The sequence below is a fragment of the Roseibium album genome (assembly GCF_001404515.1).
Taxonomy (GTDB): Bacteria; Pseudomonadota; Alphaproteobacteria; order Rhizobiales; family Stappiaceae; genus Roseibium; species Roseibium album.
The window spans coordinates 889,048-903,611 of sequence record NZ_CXWE01000001.1 but is presented as its reverse complement, the minus strand read 5'-3'; the positions used below and the strand labels follow the sequence as shown (position 1 = coordinate 903,611).

Genomic DNA, 14,564 nt, shown 5'->3' with positions numbered 1-14,564 from the left:
CAACAAGTTGCAGATCAAAATCAACGAAACATCCAAATTGGCCGCGCGAGCAATGGTTCAAACCCTTGTTGGGCTATGGGAAGGGCACCAGGCGGGTGGGAAATGAACTCCGTCACCGTTTCGAGGTACTCCATCGCCACATGACGACGGAGTGTGCATTCGAACAGTGGCACCTCTAGGCCGTCTTGCAGCACCGCTAGTGCCGCTCGGTTGCGCCGATCAACAGGGCCTCTCCGAGTTACTCAGCCGCATTGAGCGCCAGAAAACCGCCGGATTGCCGTTCCCAAAGCACTGCATAAAGTCCACCGAGAGCCAGGAGATCACGATGATTTCCTTCCTCGACAACCCTGCCTTTGTCCATGACCACAAGACGATCCATCGCAGCGATTGTCGACAGGCGGTGCGCGACGGCCAGGGTGGTCCTCCCCTCCATCATCCGGGCAAGATTTTGCTGAATGGCAAGCTCTGCCTCGCTGTCTAGTGCAGACGTTGCCTCGTCCAGAATCAGGATCGGTGCGTTTTTCAACAATACCCTGGCGATCGTGATGCGCTGACGCTGACCGCCGGAAAGCTTGACGCCCCTGTCGCCGACATGTGCATCGAGCCCTGTTCGACCCTTGCTGTCTTTTTGCTCATCAATGAACTCCAGCGCCTCCGAAGCCTTTGCGACCGCCCGGATTTCGTCATCACCCGCATCCGGCTTGCCATAACGGATGTTGTCCCGGATCGACCTGTTGAGCAGCGAGATGTCCTGTGTGACGACGCCGATCTGACTGCGCAGCGAGGCCTGGGTCACGCTCCGTATGTCCTGTTCGTCAATCGAGATACTGCCGCTCGTTACATCCCGCAAACGCATGAGCAGGGAAATGACCGTCGACTTGCCTGCCCCCGACAGGCCCACCAGTCCGACACGTTCCCCTGGTTCAATGGTCAGATTGAAAGCCTCAAGAATCGGCTTTCGGTCCTTGTGATAGGCAAAGGAAACATCCTCGAAGCTGATCCGCCCTTTTGTCACGTCCAGCGCCGAGGCACCCGACCGATCGGTGATCTCCGGCCGGCTGGTCATGATGGGCATCGCATCCTTGATGGTTCCCAGCGTACTGGTGATGGACTGGCCGACGCCAATGAATCTCGAAGAAGCTGCCGACAGGGATCTGGTGACCGTCAGTCCTGCAACGAAATCGCCAATCGACACCCACCCGCCGGTCATGCCCCAGAAGCCGATGGCCACGACCGCCAGGATCATCAGCACGTTGAGGAAATAGACACAGCTGTCGGTCAGGATATAGGACCGGTTTTCGCTATGCCTGGTATCGATCGTTTCGCCAATGACCTTGCGGATCGCTCCCGCCTCGGAGTCTTCGGCCGCGAAAAGCTTTACCATCGCGATATTGGAATAGACGTCCGTCATGGCGCCGGTTGCGCGCGAGTTGGCAGCGGCCACCTTGGCAGATCGTTGCATATAGGTCGGGATTGCCAGCCAGGCGACAAGTGAATTGGCCGCTATCCAGACCAGAACGGGTATCGCCAATGGCCATGACAATGCCAACAGCAACAGGAACGAACCGCCGAACTGGATGACAAGATAAGGGATCGTCTCGATTGCAAGCATCATCTGCCGGTGGACCGACATTGTCACCTGGGCAATACGCGAGGCCACTTGCCCGGCAAACGTGTCTTCAAAAAAGGCAAGATCCTGGGCCTCGACGGCCTTGTGCGCCTGCCAGCGCATCGCTGCCGGCAACAGAATGCGCACGGTTTGAAATGCAAATGTCTGGCGCAAAAGAAACGCCAGGGGGTCCACGATCACAAAGAGAACGAAAAAGCCTGCGAGCACCCAGCCATGGCCGCGCAGAAACACCGCTGCTCCTCCCGCGGTAACGCCATCGACCACGTAGGCTATCGCCCAGATTCCGGCGAGCCCAAGCGCGGCGGAAATCATCGCCAGCACCGACACGATCACGAGTTGCCGGCGGAACATCTTGGCAAAATGCCAAACGAGCCGAAGTGGCCCCTGGTCGGGCAGAGGATTCACCGGCAGGTCAAGAGGTTTCAGGTGTTTTTCGAAGGGCCGGAAATACCTGTCAATCAACCCGGCCAACAGCGGTCTGGCAATCGCCACGCCTTACACTCCCGAATTCAGCAAACGGAAAACTGCGTCCCCGTGGTCAGGAACAATCCTGCGGTTTGATCCTGTACATGCAACGCCGGTCTCCGGACAAAAGATGTTCGACACGCTCAACGGCGACATCTGGTCCCAGAACATCCTTGAACAGTCTCAGTTCCGAGCGACAAAATCCCTGGCAGGCCGTTGCCGCGGCGCAAATCGAGCAGTGGTTTTCCACCAGAAGAAAACCGTCATCATCCCGGATTACTTCTGCCATATAGCCTTCGCGGCTGCGCAAATCCGCCAGCACCTCGACCCTCTCGGGCAGATCGGCCAGATCGCTCAGGGCCTCTGTATAGGACTGTCGGGTTTTCTCTTCGCGATGCGTGATGAGCTTTTCCAGGCCGTCATCTCCGTAGAGATCGCTAAGGCCGCTCAAAAGACCCACAATCAACGTCGAGTGACTGTCCGGGAATTGCTGATGTCCTGCGGAAGTCAGATCCCAGACCCTTTTGGGGCGGCCGACTGACCCCTTCACGTCCTCAAAATCCACCAGGCCGTCCTGGTGCAATCCATCAAGATGCTGCCTCACGGCGACGGACGTGACGCTGAGGTCCTGGGCCAGGTCCGCAGCCGTCTGCGGACCGGCGGACTTCAAGGCATTTAACAGTCGTGTTCGGGTGCGATCAGCCATGAATTCAATATAGGGTCAAACGAACATAAAAAAATAGATCTCTTATCTTATTGTGAACGCTGTTGAAGCGAGATGGTTCGGCAAGACTGACGAGCGAAAGTCCAGCCGTGCCCCCCAAGGTAAAAAGCCTTAAATTGTTAACTGCTTGGCCGATCCATTCGACTGTCTGGATCGCAACGCTCAACCGCTTGAACTCGCATAGCAAGATTCGACCTAAACGAAGCGGATCTTCGAATTCTATCTCGGAGTTCTGTTCGTTTTATCAGCTGTTTTGAAACAACATCATATGCTTGATAATATTGTTGTGCCGATGCACCAATTTCCCGCCCTAACTGTTCTTTTAGTTTCTTCAATATAAAAACAAATAAAGTGGAGGGAATGATGGACAAGATCAGGGCTTTCCTGAGATGGATGATGATCGATCCCCGTCATCCCGAAATCGCTCAGGCTCAATACAACGAGCTGAAAACCCAGATTCCATCGCTCTATGCGCTCCTGATGGTCAATGCGATTGCCGTTGCCTATACGCATTACGATGTTGCGCCGGTTTATCTGACCGTCGGTGTCCTCGTGCCGATGCTTGTGCTGACATCGTTTCGGATGATCGCCTGGTTGCGTGCCAGCCGGATTACGCCGGGGCCGGATGAAGCCATCCGGAAAATGCGTCAGACCGTCGTGCTCGGCAGTCTCATGGCCGTGATCTACATATCGTGGTCACTCAGCCTTGACGGATATGGTGGACCTGAAGAAAGAGGACACGTAGCCCTTTTCATCGCCATTACGGTGATCGGATGCATATTCTGCCTGATGAACCTGCCTCAGGCTGCGCTGGCCGTCATGTTCATCGTAACGGTTCCTTACCTCATCTATTACATGCGGCAGGATCAGGATGTCTATTTTGCCATTGCGATGAATATTTTCCTGGTCTGCCTTGTCGTCCTCCAGGTGCTGATCAGCGGTTACAACGGGTTTTGCAAACTTGTCAGATCGCAGGCGGATCTCGCCGTCAAACAACGGGAAACAGAGCAGCTCAACGCGGAAAATGAACGGCTTGCCCAGACCGACGCCCTAACGGATCTGCCAAACCGGCGATATTTCTTCAACCGCGTCGAAGCCCTCATCAAATGCGCGACAGAGTCCAAGCGGGAATTTGCAGTTGGCGTGATCGATCTCGACCGGTTCAAACCTGTGAACGACACCTATGGTCACAAGGCGGGCGACCATCTGTTGATGGCCGTTGGTCATCGATTGAAATCGTTGGAGCTTGAAAATGTTGAAATCTGCCGCCTCGGCGGTGACGAGTTCGGCTTTCTCTTCCTGGGGAACCTTGAGGACGCAGCGAGGACAGGTCAGGAAATCTGCGATCGCGTCAGCGCTCCTTATCGCATCGGAGACATGAACCTGACGGTTGGCGCCTCCTGCGGCATCGCTTCCTACCCGGAAGCAGGCAAGACGGCTCATGCGCTCTTTGATCGCTCGGATTATGCTCTCTACAATTCCAAAACCACATCACGTGGCCACACAACGGTTTATTCGGAAGAGCACGAAGCTCGCATCCGATCCGAACGTGCCATCGAAGGAGCCTTGCAGAACGCGGATTTCGATGCCGAATTTCAGGTCTACTTCCAGCCGGTTGTTTCACTCCCCGCTCGGATCATTGTCGGCTTTGAAGCACTTGCCAGATGGCACAGTCCCGTGCTGGACAAGGTCCCTCCCGACAGGTTCATCGCGGTGGCCGAAAGAACTGGCCAGATCAACAGGCTTACGCTTTCCCTTTTCGACAAGGCACTTCGACAAATCTGCGAACTTCCTGGGGATCTGTGCCTTTCATTCAATCTTTCGGCGCAAGATATCACGTCACCTGAGACTGCACGGACGCTTCTTGAAACGATTGAGCGTCACGGCATCAATCCGAAACTGATCACCTTTGAAATTACCGAAACGTCTGTAATAGGCAGCTACGAGACTGCCAAAACTTGCCTTCAGACGCTCCGCGGCGCCGGCGTAAAGCTTGCGCTCGATGACTTCGGAACCGGCTATTCAAGCCTTGGATACCTGCATCGCTTGCCGATCGACTGCGTCAAGGTGGATCGAAGTTTCGTCGCAGACATACACGACCCGGTCGCAAGCGGCGTCATCACGTCGATCATCAACTTGTGCCGCACAATGGATTTGCTTTGTATCGTGGAAGGCGTGGAGGACAGAAACCAACTCGATCTGTTGTCAGCTCTTCGCTGTAACCTTGTACAGGGATTTCATTTCGCGCAGCCCTTGCCGTTTGACGAGATTGTCGGCAGCGTGCGCGCGAATGGCACTGTCGCCGGTCTCCCGCTGTCCAGCACGGACGGGCTGGAAGAACTGAGGCTTACCGGCGCCTGAACTTCGTCAGGCATTAAGCCGGGCCTGAACTCAAGAGCAAAAACTATGACTGGCGGCACAAAACGACAAAAGGAAATGCGCAAGGCATTGCGGGCGTTGCTCCCTCGGGTACCGATGCGCGACGCCGAGGCGATCCTGTCCGTTGCGCTCGCCGGCCATCTGCGCCACCTGCCGCCGACAATTGCGCTCTGGCAGGCGACGACAAGTCATATCCGACATGAACTCACCGAGTATGATGCCCTTCTGGAGGAAGGGTATGACAGGGACTCGGCCCGGTTCTTCATTCTCGAACCGATGAACGAGACCCTGCGCGAATGGGGCTGCAACAGGGAAGTTGCCGAGACTTCGGACGAATTCAGTTCCTAGGGCCGCTTTGCTACCAGGTCGATCTCGACAAGCGCATCCAACGCCAGCCCGGTAACGCCGATACAGGTACGACCAGGGAGCTTGTCCGGAGGGAAGAACGACAGATAAGTCTGGTTCATTTCCTGATAGTCCCGCTTGAATTCGGTCAGGTAAACTCTTGCGAACACTATATGTTCAAATCCAAGACCAACTCCGGCAAGGACCAGTTTCAGGTTCTCCATTACCCTTGTTGTCTGCGCCGCAATACCTTCCGGCAAAGGCGCTTGCGGATCGTCCGGGAAGGTGGGCATCTGGCCGGTGACGCAGATCCAGCCATCGGCCTCTACGGCATGCGAAAACGGGGCAACGGGCTGTGGGGCGTTGCCGATCATGTGATGGATAGGTAGCACGATAGTCTCCACGAGATTCAGTCTGGTCACTCTCCAGACTACTCGCTCAATCGCGCGGGTAAATCCATTGCTCGGAAATATGTGCGGTGACAGCTTCTCCCGGCGCGATCACGCCGGGCTTTTCAATGTATCCGACCAGACCGCGCAGTCCTCTTGCCTTTTGCGGAAACAGCAGGTCCAACCCTTCCCTGTCCGGATAATTGGATGCGATCGCTTCTCCCGCAAACCGGCAAGGCAGGTTGTCACCATCGATGCGGATCACCGTACCACTTTCAAAAACCAGCCGGGTACGTGGCGGCAGTCTGGTCAGGTTGGCAATCCCGGACAGCATGAAATTGCCGCCAATCCACTCCGGGCGGATTTCATCAAGCTCCATCAGATCAGCTATCCTGGAGAGTTCAACTCCCGACAGGATTGAAACCTGTCGTTCGTTGCACATCTCGGTGCCGCGCGGATACCAGGGCTCACGGCCTCCGGACTTTCTGGTCATGCCGGCATGCCTGTCACCGGGGATCCCTTCAAAGGTGAGTTCCAGGCTCTCAACGGCAACGGTTTGAAAATCTTCCGGAGCCTCTGTCCTGAAGAGGCCTTCTACCCGTCCGGCCACCCTGAATTTGGGAGTTATCCGGATCTCTTCCTGCAACAACGATGCTTGATCAGTCATTTCGTCGGTCGACCTTGTCAGAACTTGTACCAATAGCGATCAGGTATCGCCCGCTCCCGGTTCGTCTTCAAGTCATTTTCAATCCCGACGATCAGTCGGTCTCCGGGACCTGCCTCTTCAATCGCAGCACGAAATACCGGGGGCAACCGGAATGATTTGCACCTTCAAAGAAAATGAAAATTGAAATAAAGCCGTGCATGTTTTGCCTCGTCCAGGAATTCCCGCATAGACAACAACACCACTTTCAAATTGGTATCGGGAGCGAAGCGATAGTGAAATTACCCTGAAACTGAAGTACCTGGCGTACGTTGTCGACGAGAATTCCCGGCACATCACCTGAAAAAAGAAGCCCCGCAGATTGCGGGGCTGTTTGTTGAGTGAAAATCACTGAAGCGGGACGGTGCAAACCATCTGCGTATGTTGTGAATTGATCCAGCAATTTGGCGGAAGTGCCCCGGTCGGGATCGGATAATAATAGTAGGTTGGCTGCTTCGACGCATTGGCGATCGCAGCTCCGGTTGCAACACCGGCCGCATAGGCTCCCGGGTGATAGTAGGGACCATAAGGCGGGTAATAGGGATGGTACGGCGGATAATAAGGATGATAGGGATGATACGGGTGATGCCAGGCCCGGCAACGCGGATCCTGCGGTGCGTGGTAGCAATAGGGACCGTAGGGTTCAAACCCCACTGAACCCGGTGCCGTTGCAGTTGTGTGGCCATGACGATGGTGCGGTTGACGGGCACTGCGGTCAATAAAGAGGGCAACTCCTTTTGCACTCTCAGGCAAGTCACCGCGCAACACCTTGACGCCATAAACAACCGATGATCCCTCCATCTTTGCGGAGGTCAGCTCCACCAAAGCCGGCGCTTTGTCCGTCTTGCTCAGGACGGAGACAACTGCATTGGGCGGGTCACCCTTGAAGCCAGTGTCAGCATCCCAGTATCCCGCAAAATCCGAGTTGGAGATCTGTCCGCCGACCCGGTACGGCCGATCGCTGAAAAACAGCACACCGGTATTGGCATCCGAGAGCGTAAGAGAACTGCCGTCGTAGGACATTTCTCCGGCTTGCTGCACAAAGTCGTATGTTGGCGGCGGTGTCGGGTCGGCGGCGGCCGGTTGTGCGTCCTGCGCCTGAGCCACTCCAATCCCCATCCCGGCCAACAGACCGGCGCCGACAACCATTCGGCGAGTTTTCTTCAAACAGATCATTCTTAAAAATCCTCCTCCCGGGCAAGAGGGAGGCCCGGTCGCTGACAAGTCACTTTCACGCGAGCATCCCGTTCTGATTGTTACACTGAAGACAGTCTGCCTTCCAGATTGCAGCCGGACAATGGCGGTCAGATTAATTAAGTGAAAGGTATGGCTCCAATTTCAGCTGCAGAACATTCTGCAATTCGGATATCAGGCGACCTCCTCCCGGAACCCGTCAAGGCAGCGGATGACCTTTCTGGCGTGGTAGAGCATCGCAACCCAGTCCGTCATGAAACGATCATCGTCCTCGGCGGTTGCCGGCATCGCGGCCTTCCACTCTTCAGCCAGACCCGGCATGGCCTGCTTGCCTTTTCCGTCCTGAACGGCGCCGATTTCATCGTGAATACGCTTGTCCATTGTGGCGACGAGCGTTTTGACGCTAGCGTATTTGTCAGAGTCGGCCAGGACGTTGGCTCTCGCCTGGCGATACAGCGCGATATAGTCCGCCAACAAGACAACAAGCGTATCCAGTTTGCTTGAGGACCTGGTGAAGGACGACCAGGGAGCGCGTTCCGTTCGATAGGTTCTGGCAGTTGCGAGCACTTGGTGGGCAGTGGCCTTCAACCTGGTGTAGCCGGGATCATTCGGCCCGCTATCCGTCTTGAGGTATTCCGAGCAGGCGTTCAGATAAGAGACCTCCAACCGCTCGACACTATCACCGCTTCTGTTCGGGAAGAGCAGCCAGGCCGCGGCCAGCCCTACAGCCGCACCAATCAGTGTGTCGTAAAGACGGGACCAGAATTCCGCAGTGGGCAACCCGGTCAGCGTCTGGAGCCCGATCAGCACGAGGAAGCTGATGATCCCTGCAGCGATCCCATAGTTGCGTTCAAACAGAACTATTACCGGAGGCAACAGCAGCACGATCAGGGCAACCCGAAGTTCGGGATAGCCTGCCAGCACCGGCTCCAGAAGAATTGCACACACGAATCCGACCGCGGTGCCCAGCGTGCGCTGCACGGTCTTTTTCATTGTTGCGCCAAGGCTGCCGCAAAGAACAACGATAACCGTGATGGTGACCCAGTAGGCGTGACTCAGGTTGAAATAGATACCTATGCCGTATCCGACACTGGCAGCGACACCTGCCTGAACCGCAAGTCGCCAGGAAATCAGCTGCCACCAGTTTCCCGACTTGACCTCCAGCCTGGTGTCGTCGTCTGCTCTCAGTTGCGCTGTCCCTTCTGCCAGTTTCCAGATCCGCTCGAAAGCCTGCGCAATTCTCAACAGCTGAAACTTGTCACCCTTTTGAAAACCGACTGCAAGTTCCGCCCAGGCAACGTCAAAGGGTGTTTCGCCGGACGGACTGTCGGACCTCACTACCTTCTCCTGAACCTGACCAACCACTTGCTGATAAGTGGCGTTCGTGATCAATTCCGCCCGGCATTCAGGCGAGAGCGCAGCCGTCGCATCGCGCACGACTTCCAGTGCAAGCTGCATCATCGCCGCCGATTCTAGCGACAGTCCTCGGATAGCCGATCCGGGTTCTGCCAGGTCGATGCTCGTTTCCAGCTCCGAACGCAGACTTGCGATGTCGGAGAGGTTCAGCCGGCGGCGCCTGTCGATCGAAAGCTGTCCGTTTGCTGCAAGCTTCAGGTAATCAGCCATTGCCTGCCGATTTGCCCTTTCGACCCTGCGATACGTCTTTTCGGGTGACGGCCTCCAGAAGCCGATGCGGATCACGAAGGCCAGTACGGCGCCAAAAACCGTCATGGCCGGCAACCAGAATCCCGGCGACCCCGAACCGCTCGACATGATCACGAACAGCCAGTAAATCGACACCATGCGCCCCGTCCGCAACCAGAACGGCCCAAAGCCTTCAAGACCGAATCCGATGGCAATGAAGCCAATCCACATGGCCTGAAGCACGACCTGCGTGTTCTCGCCCGCGATCAGTTCGGACACCATTCCCACGACTGCCAGGCCTGTCATGATCAGCCCAAGCCAAAAAAGGTTGCTGGCCTCCTGCCTGCGGGTCGAAATCGGCGTGAACAAAAGACAATGCGCGCCGGCGGCAGCCGCCAGAACAGAAAGCGTAAAACCCGGAACACCATTGGCGAAAGGCCCTAGCTGGTTGGCCAGCAAACCTGCCGTAACAACCGTGATCATCAGATGCGCCCCGCGCACCAGGCGCAATGCACCGGGGTCATACCGGACAAAACGGTTCATCGTTCGAAAGATCGGCTGAAGCATCGGTAGAACTTGAATCCCGGAAGCCAATATCCTGACCCTATTGGAGAATTTGATTTGTACCAAGGTTGGCCCGGGCCGAATTCACCGGTCCAGCGCCAGGGCTGCGGCCCACTTGGGATCCCGCCTCAAGCCATCCAGGCAGGTAGTGAGCTTCCGCACGTAATAGAGCATCGCAACCCAGTCGGTCATGAGTTGTTCTCCTCTCCCGCCGGCTACTGGTATCATGGACTTCCATTCTTCAACCAGACCGGGAACGGTCTGTTTCTCCCTGCCGTCCAGAACTGCCTCGAATTCATCATGCATCCGCTTGTCCATTTTGGCGATGATCGGCGAGAGCGGTGGCTCGAAGTCGTACTTTGCGGTCTCGGCCACGACGGTCATCCGCGACTGGCGATAGAGAACAACATAATCGGCAAGAACCAGAACCATGATATCAAGCTCATCGGAGGAATTCGCGAAGGAAGCCCAGGGCGATTGTTCCACGCGATAGTCCTGCGCGGCAGATACCAGGTTGTTCGCCGCTGACTTCAGTTTGGCATATTCCTTCTTTTGCTCCGCTTCGGTCCGATTCTCCACTTTCAGGTATTTGTAACAGGCGGTGATATAGTCGACTGCCAGTGCGTGAACGTTTTCAGCGCTTTTCCGCGGCAACAGCAGCCTGGCCGCGGCCAGGCCTGCGGCGGCTCCGATCAGCGTGTCGTAAAGGCGTGGCCAGAACTGCGCGACCGGCATTCCCGTGAGCGCCTGAAGTCCAATCAACACGACAAAGCTTATGATTCCGGATGCAATGCCGTAATTCCGTTCCAGAAAGACAACAATCGGTGGCAGCAACAGGATGATCAGCACCAGCCGGATTTCCGGAAACTGCGCGAGAACGGGCTCCACGGCCAAGGCAATTGACACACCAATTGCGGTCCCCACAGTCCGAGAAACCGTTTTTTTGACGGTCGCCCCAAGACTGGCACACATGACGACGACGACCGTGACCGTGATCCAATAGACGTGACTCAGGTTGAAATAGACACCCAATCCATAACAGGTCGCGGCGGCGGCACTGGCTTGAAGCGCCAATTCCCACGAAATTTTTCGCCACCATCGCGACTGCACCGAACTGCCGGCAGCATTCGGTCCAGGTCGTATGTTTTCGGTCGACCGGGACAACTGCCACAGTCTTTGAAACGCTTGCACGATGCGAAGAAGATGGAACTGATCATCGGTTGAAACATCCGCAAGCGAACGGGACCAAACGTTGTCCAGGCCCGGTTTTGCCGTAACCTGTTCCCCTGTCTCAAGGGTGCCCATCAAGTCCCGAACGGTGTCCCGGTAGGATGTCCCTTCAGTCAACTGGGCACGGCATTGATCCGAAAGGGCCGAGACTGCTTCCCTGACAACTTCCAGTGCGAGCTGCATCATGGCAGCGGCTTCCGGCGACAAAGCCCTCAAATCGTTTTTGGGACCGATCAACTGGATGCAGGTTTCCAGCTCGGTCCGAAGAACGGCAAGCCGCGCGAGGTTCTTCTTGCGCAAACCGGCACTGTTCAGGCTGCCCAGAGCTGCAAGTTGAAGATACTCTGCAATGACCTTCCGATTGGTCTTTTCCACACGCATCAAGGTTTTCGTCGGCGACGGCCGCCACAGGCAGATGCGGAAGAAAAATGCGACTGCAGTTCCCAATGCGCCCATGGCTGGTAGCCAGATACCGGGTGCGACGGGTTGGCTGGCAACGACGACAAAGATCCAGAAAATTGCCAGCATCCGCCCTGCCCTGAGCCAGAACGGCCCAAGCCCATCCATGCCGAAGCCGACCGCGATCACGCCAATCCAAAGAACCTGAAGAACCGGGATGGCCGTTTCCTGAAACAACGTGATGATCACGGCACCGATTGCAAAACTTACTGTCAATATGACGCCGAGCCAGAAAATGTCAGATGTTTCCTGCCTTCTGGTCGATACGGGTGTGAACACGAGTATGCCGGCTCCCGCTCCGGCCGCGAGCACGGCAAGATCAAAACCGGAGACGGGAGACTGAAAGGGACGAGCCAGTTGCATCGCCAACAGCGAAGCGGCAACGATCGTCAAGGTCATGTCTATGCCGCGCATCAGTCGCAACGCGCCGGGGTCGTAGCGACCGAGGCCGGTTAGCGAACGCGCTATCAGCTGAAGCGTCGGCATAACTTGAAGCAATCCCTGAACTCTTCCATCAATCGCCAATGGGCCCGGATGCAGAACAAGAACGCACTGCCCGGGGAAACCGGTACAGAATGCAACCGGAAGGCATTCTTCGTAAAGAGACGGCAGGCAAACAAAAAAGGCGGCCCGCATGGCCGCCTTTCGTCACTTCGTCTATTTGCCGCTCAGCGTGTCAGCGGCTTGTACTTGATCCTGCGCGGGTCGGCAGCATGGGCGCCAAGGCGGCGGACCTTGTCTTTTTCATAATCTTCGAAATTGCCTTCGAACCACTCCACATGGCTGTCGCCTTCGAAGGCAAGCATGTGCGTGGCCAGACGGTCGAGGAACATACGATCGTGCGAAATCACCACGGCGCAGCCAGCGTAGTTCTCCAGCGCGTCTTCGAGCGCGGCCAGCGTTTCGGTGTCGAGGTCGTTGGTCGGCTCGTCGAGCAGCAGAACGTTGGCGCCCTTCTTCAGGACTTTCGCCAGATGCACGCGGTTGCGCTGACCGCCGGAGAGGTCGCCGACTTTTGCCTGCTGAGCAGGGCCCTTGAAGTTGAAGGACGAGCAATAGGCGCGGGAGTTGATTTCCTTGTCATCGAGGTAGATCACCTCGGCGCCACCGGAAATCTCTTCCCAGACAGTGTTGGTCGGGTTGAGCGCATCGCGCGACTGATCAACATAACCCAGTTGCACGCTGTCACCGATATTGACGGCACCTTTGTCCGGCTTGTCCTGACCGGTCAGCATCTTGAAGAGCGTCGATTTGCCTGCCCCGTTCGGGCCGATCACACCGACAATGCCGCCGCGCGGCAGTTTGAAGGACAGGTCATCGATCAGCAGACGGTCTTCAAAGCCCTTCGAAACACCGTCAACCTCGATGACATTCGCGCCAAGGCGCTCACCAACGGGGATGAGGATCTGTTCAATCGACGGCTGCCGCTCTTCCTGGGCGGAAAGAAGGTCATCAAAGGCCCGGATACGGGCTTTCGACTTGGTCTGGCGGCCTTTCGGGCTCATGCCCATCCACTCGCGCTCACGGGCAATCGCCCTGGAGCGGGCCATGTTCTCGCGGCCTTCCTGCGCCATACGCTTGGTCTTCTTTTCCAGATAGACCGAGTAGTTGCCTTCGTAGGGTATGCCCTGCCCGCGGTCGAGTTCCAGGATCCAGCCGGTGACGTTGTCGAGGAAGTAGCGATCGTGGGTGATGATCAGGACGGAACCCTTGAATTCCCGCAGATGACGTTCCAGCCAATGGACGGTTTCGGCGTCCAGATGGTTGGTCGGTTCATCAAGCAGCAACAGGTCCGGTTCGGACAGCAGCAACTGGCAGAGCGCAACTCGGCGACGCTCACCGCCAGACAGGTTTTCAACGGAAGCGTCGGACGGCGGGCAGCGCAAGGCTTCCATCGCCATTTCCACCTGGCTTTCCAGGTTCCACAGGTCCTTGGCGTCGATCTCGTCCTGAAGATGGGAAGCTTCATCGGCGGTCTCGTCCGAGTAGTTCATCATCAGTTCGTTGTAGCGGTCGATCTTCGCCTGTTTGTGGGCGACACCATCCATGACGTTTTCCATCACGGTCTTGGTTTCGTCCAGCTTTGGCTCCTGCGGCAGATAGCCGACCTTGGCGCCTTCGGCAGCCCAGGCCTCACCGGAATACTCCTTGTCGAGACCGGCCATGATCTTCAGAAGCGTCGACTTGCCCGCCCCGTTCGGACCCAGGATACCGATCTTGGCATCCGGGTAGAAAGAGAGGTGGATATTGTCGAGGACTTTCTTGTCGTTATAGGCCTTTGAGAGGCCGTGCATATGATAGATGAACTGGCGCGCCATGGGGCTCCGCTTCTCCACTTTCGAAAACTGACGGGAATCTCTGGAATTCTGCCGCGTCTTTTAGGGGAAATGAGCGCCGGGGGCAATGGGGAGAATGCAGCTGGAAACCAGCCGGCCCCATGCGCGCACTCCATGACGAACAACAATCGTCTCTCAGGTGTTCAATGAGGCAGCCCAGCGAATGCTTGCGACATCCGTATCAAGACACGGCGGCGCAGTGCGTCCGGGTCGACTTCTTCCGCAAATCTCAATCGCGCTCCGGACATCCAAAGCGCCGTCTGCACCGGACAACCTCGCTTCGACTAAAAACAACACCCAGTAAATATACGCACTGGTTGTGGTAACAATCATAAATGTGAACAATTTTATACTGTCAATACAACTTAGCTTCAACTGAATTAAGTCGTTTTAAAATATACAAAATTCAATTTCCTTACGCATCAAAAACTGCGCTGGTGATTTTCGGAAAAACCGTAATTTTTTATTTACGCATACATTCAACACTACCCAGAGTTTAAAT

The 14,564-nt window shown here is 56.2% G+C and carries 10 protein-coding genes; 2 read left to right on the top strand and 8 right to left on the bottom strand.

Going from position 1 to position 14,564, the window contains the following annotated elements; translation table 11 throughout:
- Window positions 1–238 precede the first annotated feature (238 nt).
- Together LA5095_RS03950 and LA5095_RS03945 are read right to left on the bottom strand one after the other, a co-directional pair.
- The gene (locus LA5095_RS03950; protein WP_055112106.1) at window positions 239–2,122 is read right to left on the bottom strand and encodes an ABC transporter ATP-binding protein; all 1,884 of its coding nucleotides are present in this window, start codon (window positions 2,120–2,122) and stop codon (window positions 239–241) included.
- Between the two features lie 46 nt (window positions 2,123–2,168).
- Entirely contained in the window at window positions 2,169–2,801 is a 633-nt protein-coding gene (locus LA5095_RS03945; protein ID WP_055112104.1) for a helix-turn-helix transcriptional regulator, read from the bottom strand.
- A 381-nt stretch (window positions 2,802–3,182) separates the two neighbouring features.
- On the opposite strand from LA5095_RS03945, the gene LA5095_RS03940 reads away from it, so the two are divergent.
- Both LA5095_RS03940 and LA5095_RS03935 read left to right on the top strand, forming a co-directional pair.
- Entirely contained in the window at window positions 3,183–5,180 is a 1,998-nt protein-coding gene (locus tag LA5095_RS03940; protein WP_208992534.1) for a putative bifunctional diguanylate cyclase/phosphodiesterase, read from the top strand.
- Window positions 5,181–5,225: 45 nt separating this feature from the next.
- Window positions 5,226–5,546: a DUF2293 domain-containing protein gene (locus tag LA5095_RS03935; RefSeq protein ID WP_055112100.1), complete on the top strand. Its 321-nt coding sequence runs from the start codon at window positions 5,226–5,228 to the stop codon at window positions 5,544–5,546.
- Here LA5095_RS03935 and LA5095_RS03930 read toward each other — a convergent pair.
- The 6 genes from LA5095_RS03930 to ettA form a co-directional block, all read right to left on the bottom strand.
- The gene (locus LA5095_RS03930; protein ID WP_055112098.1) at window positions 5,543–5,917 is read right to left on the bottom strand and encodes a RidA family protein; all 375 of its coding nucleotides are present in this window, start codon (window positions 5,915–5,917) and stop codon (window positions 5,543–5,545) included. The genes LA5095_RS03935 and LA5095_RS03930 overlap by 4 nt on opposite strands.
- Window positions 5,918–5,981: 64 nt before the next feature.
- The gene (locus LA5095_RS03925; RefSeq protein WP_055112753.1) at window positions 5,982–6,599 is read right to left on the bottom strand and encodes an MOSC domain-containing protein; all 618 of its coding nucleotides are present in this window, start codon (window positions 6,597–6,599) and stop codon (window positions 5,982–5,984) included.
- Window positions 6,600–6,983: 384 nt separating this feature from the next.
- Window positions 6,984–7,811: a hypothetical protein gene (locus LA5095_RS03920; RefSeq protein WP_144436076.1), complete on the bottom strand. Its 828-nt coding sequence runs from the start codon at window positions 7,809–7,811 to the stop codon at window positions 6,984–6,986.
- 192 nt (window positions 7,812–8,003) lie between these two features.
- Window positions 8,004–10,016: an FUSC family protein gene (locus tag LA5095_RS03915; protein WP_158510337.1), complete on the bottom strand. Its 2,013-nt coding sequence runs from the start codon at window positions 10,014–10,016 to the stop codon at window positions 8,004–8,006.
- Window positions 10,017–10,121: 105 nt separating this feature from the next.
- Window positions 10,122–12,212: an FUSC family protein gene (locus tag LA5095_RS03910; RefSeq protein WP_158510336.1), complete on the bottom strand. Its 2,091-nt coding sequence runs from the start codon at window positions 12,210–12,212 to the stop codon at window positions 10,122–10,124.
- Between the two features lie 182 nt (window positions 12,213–12,394).
- Window positions 12,395–14,044, bottom strand: a complete 1,650-nt coding sequence (gene ettA / locus LA5095_RS03905; RefSeq protein WP_055112089.1) for an energy-dependent translational throttle protein EttA — start codon at window positions 14,042–14,044, stop codon at window positions 12,395–12,397.
- Window positions 14,045–14,564: the final 520 nt, after the last annotated feature.

Coding starts and splice junctions, on each gene's coding strand:
- LA5095_RS03945 (WP_055112104.1), bottom strand. CDS start 2,801: ATGGCTGATCGCACCCGAACACGACTGTTAAATGCCTTGAAGTCCGCC.
- LA5095_RS03940 (WP_208992534.1), top strand. CDS start 3,183: ATGGACAAGATCAGGGCTTTCCTGAGATGGATGATGATCGATCCCCGT.
- LA5095_RS03935 (WP_055112100.1), top strand. CDS start 5,226: ATGACTGGCGGCACAAAACGACAAAAGGAAATGCGCAAGGCATTGCGG.
- LA5095_RS03930 (WP_055112098.1), bottom strand. CDS start 5,917: ATGATCGGCAACGCCCCACAGCCCGTTGCCCCGTTTTCGCATGCCGTA.
- LA5095_RS03925 (WP_055112753.1), bottom strand. CDS start 6,599: ATGACTGATCAAGCATCGTTGTTGCAGGAAGAGATCCGGATAACTCCC.
- LA5095_RS03920 (WP_144436076.1), bottom strand. CDS start 7,811: ATGATCTGTTTGAAGAAAACTCGCCGAATGGTTGTCGGCGCCGGTCTG.
- LA5095_RS03915 (WP_158510337.1), bottom strand. CDS start 10,016: ATGAACCGTTTTGTCCGGTATGACCCCGGTGCATTGCGCCTGGTGCGC.
- LA5095_RS03910 (WP_158510336.1), bottom strand. CDS start 12,212: ATGCCGACGCTTCAGCTGATAGCGCGTTCGCTAACCGGCCTCGGTCGC.
- ettA (WP_055112089.1), bottom strand. CDS start 14,044: ATGGCGCGCCAGTTCATCTATCATATGCACGGCCTCTCAAAGGCCTAT.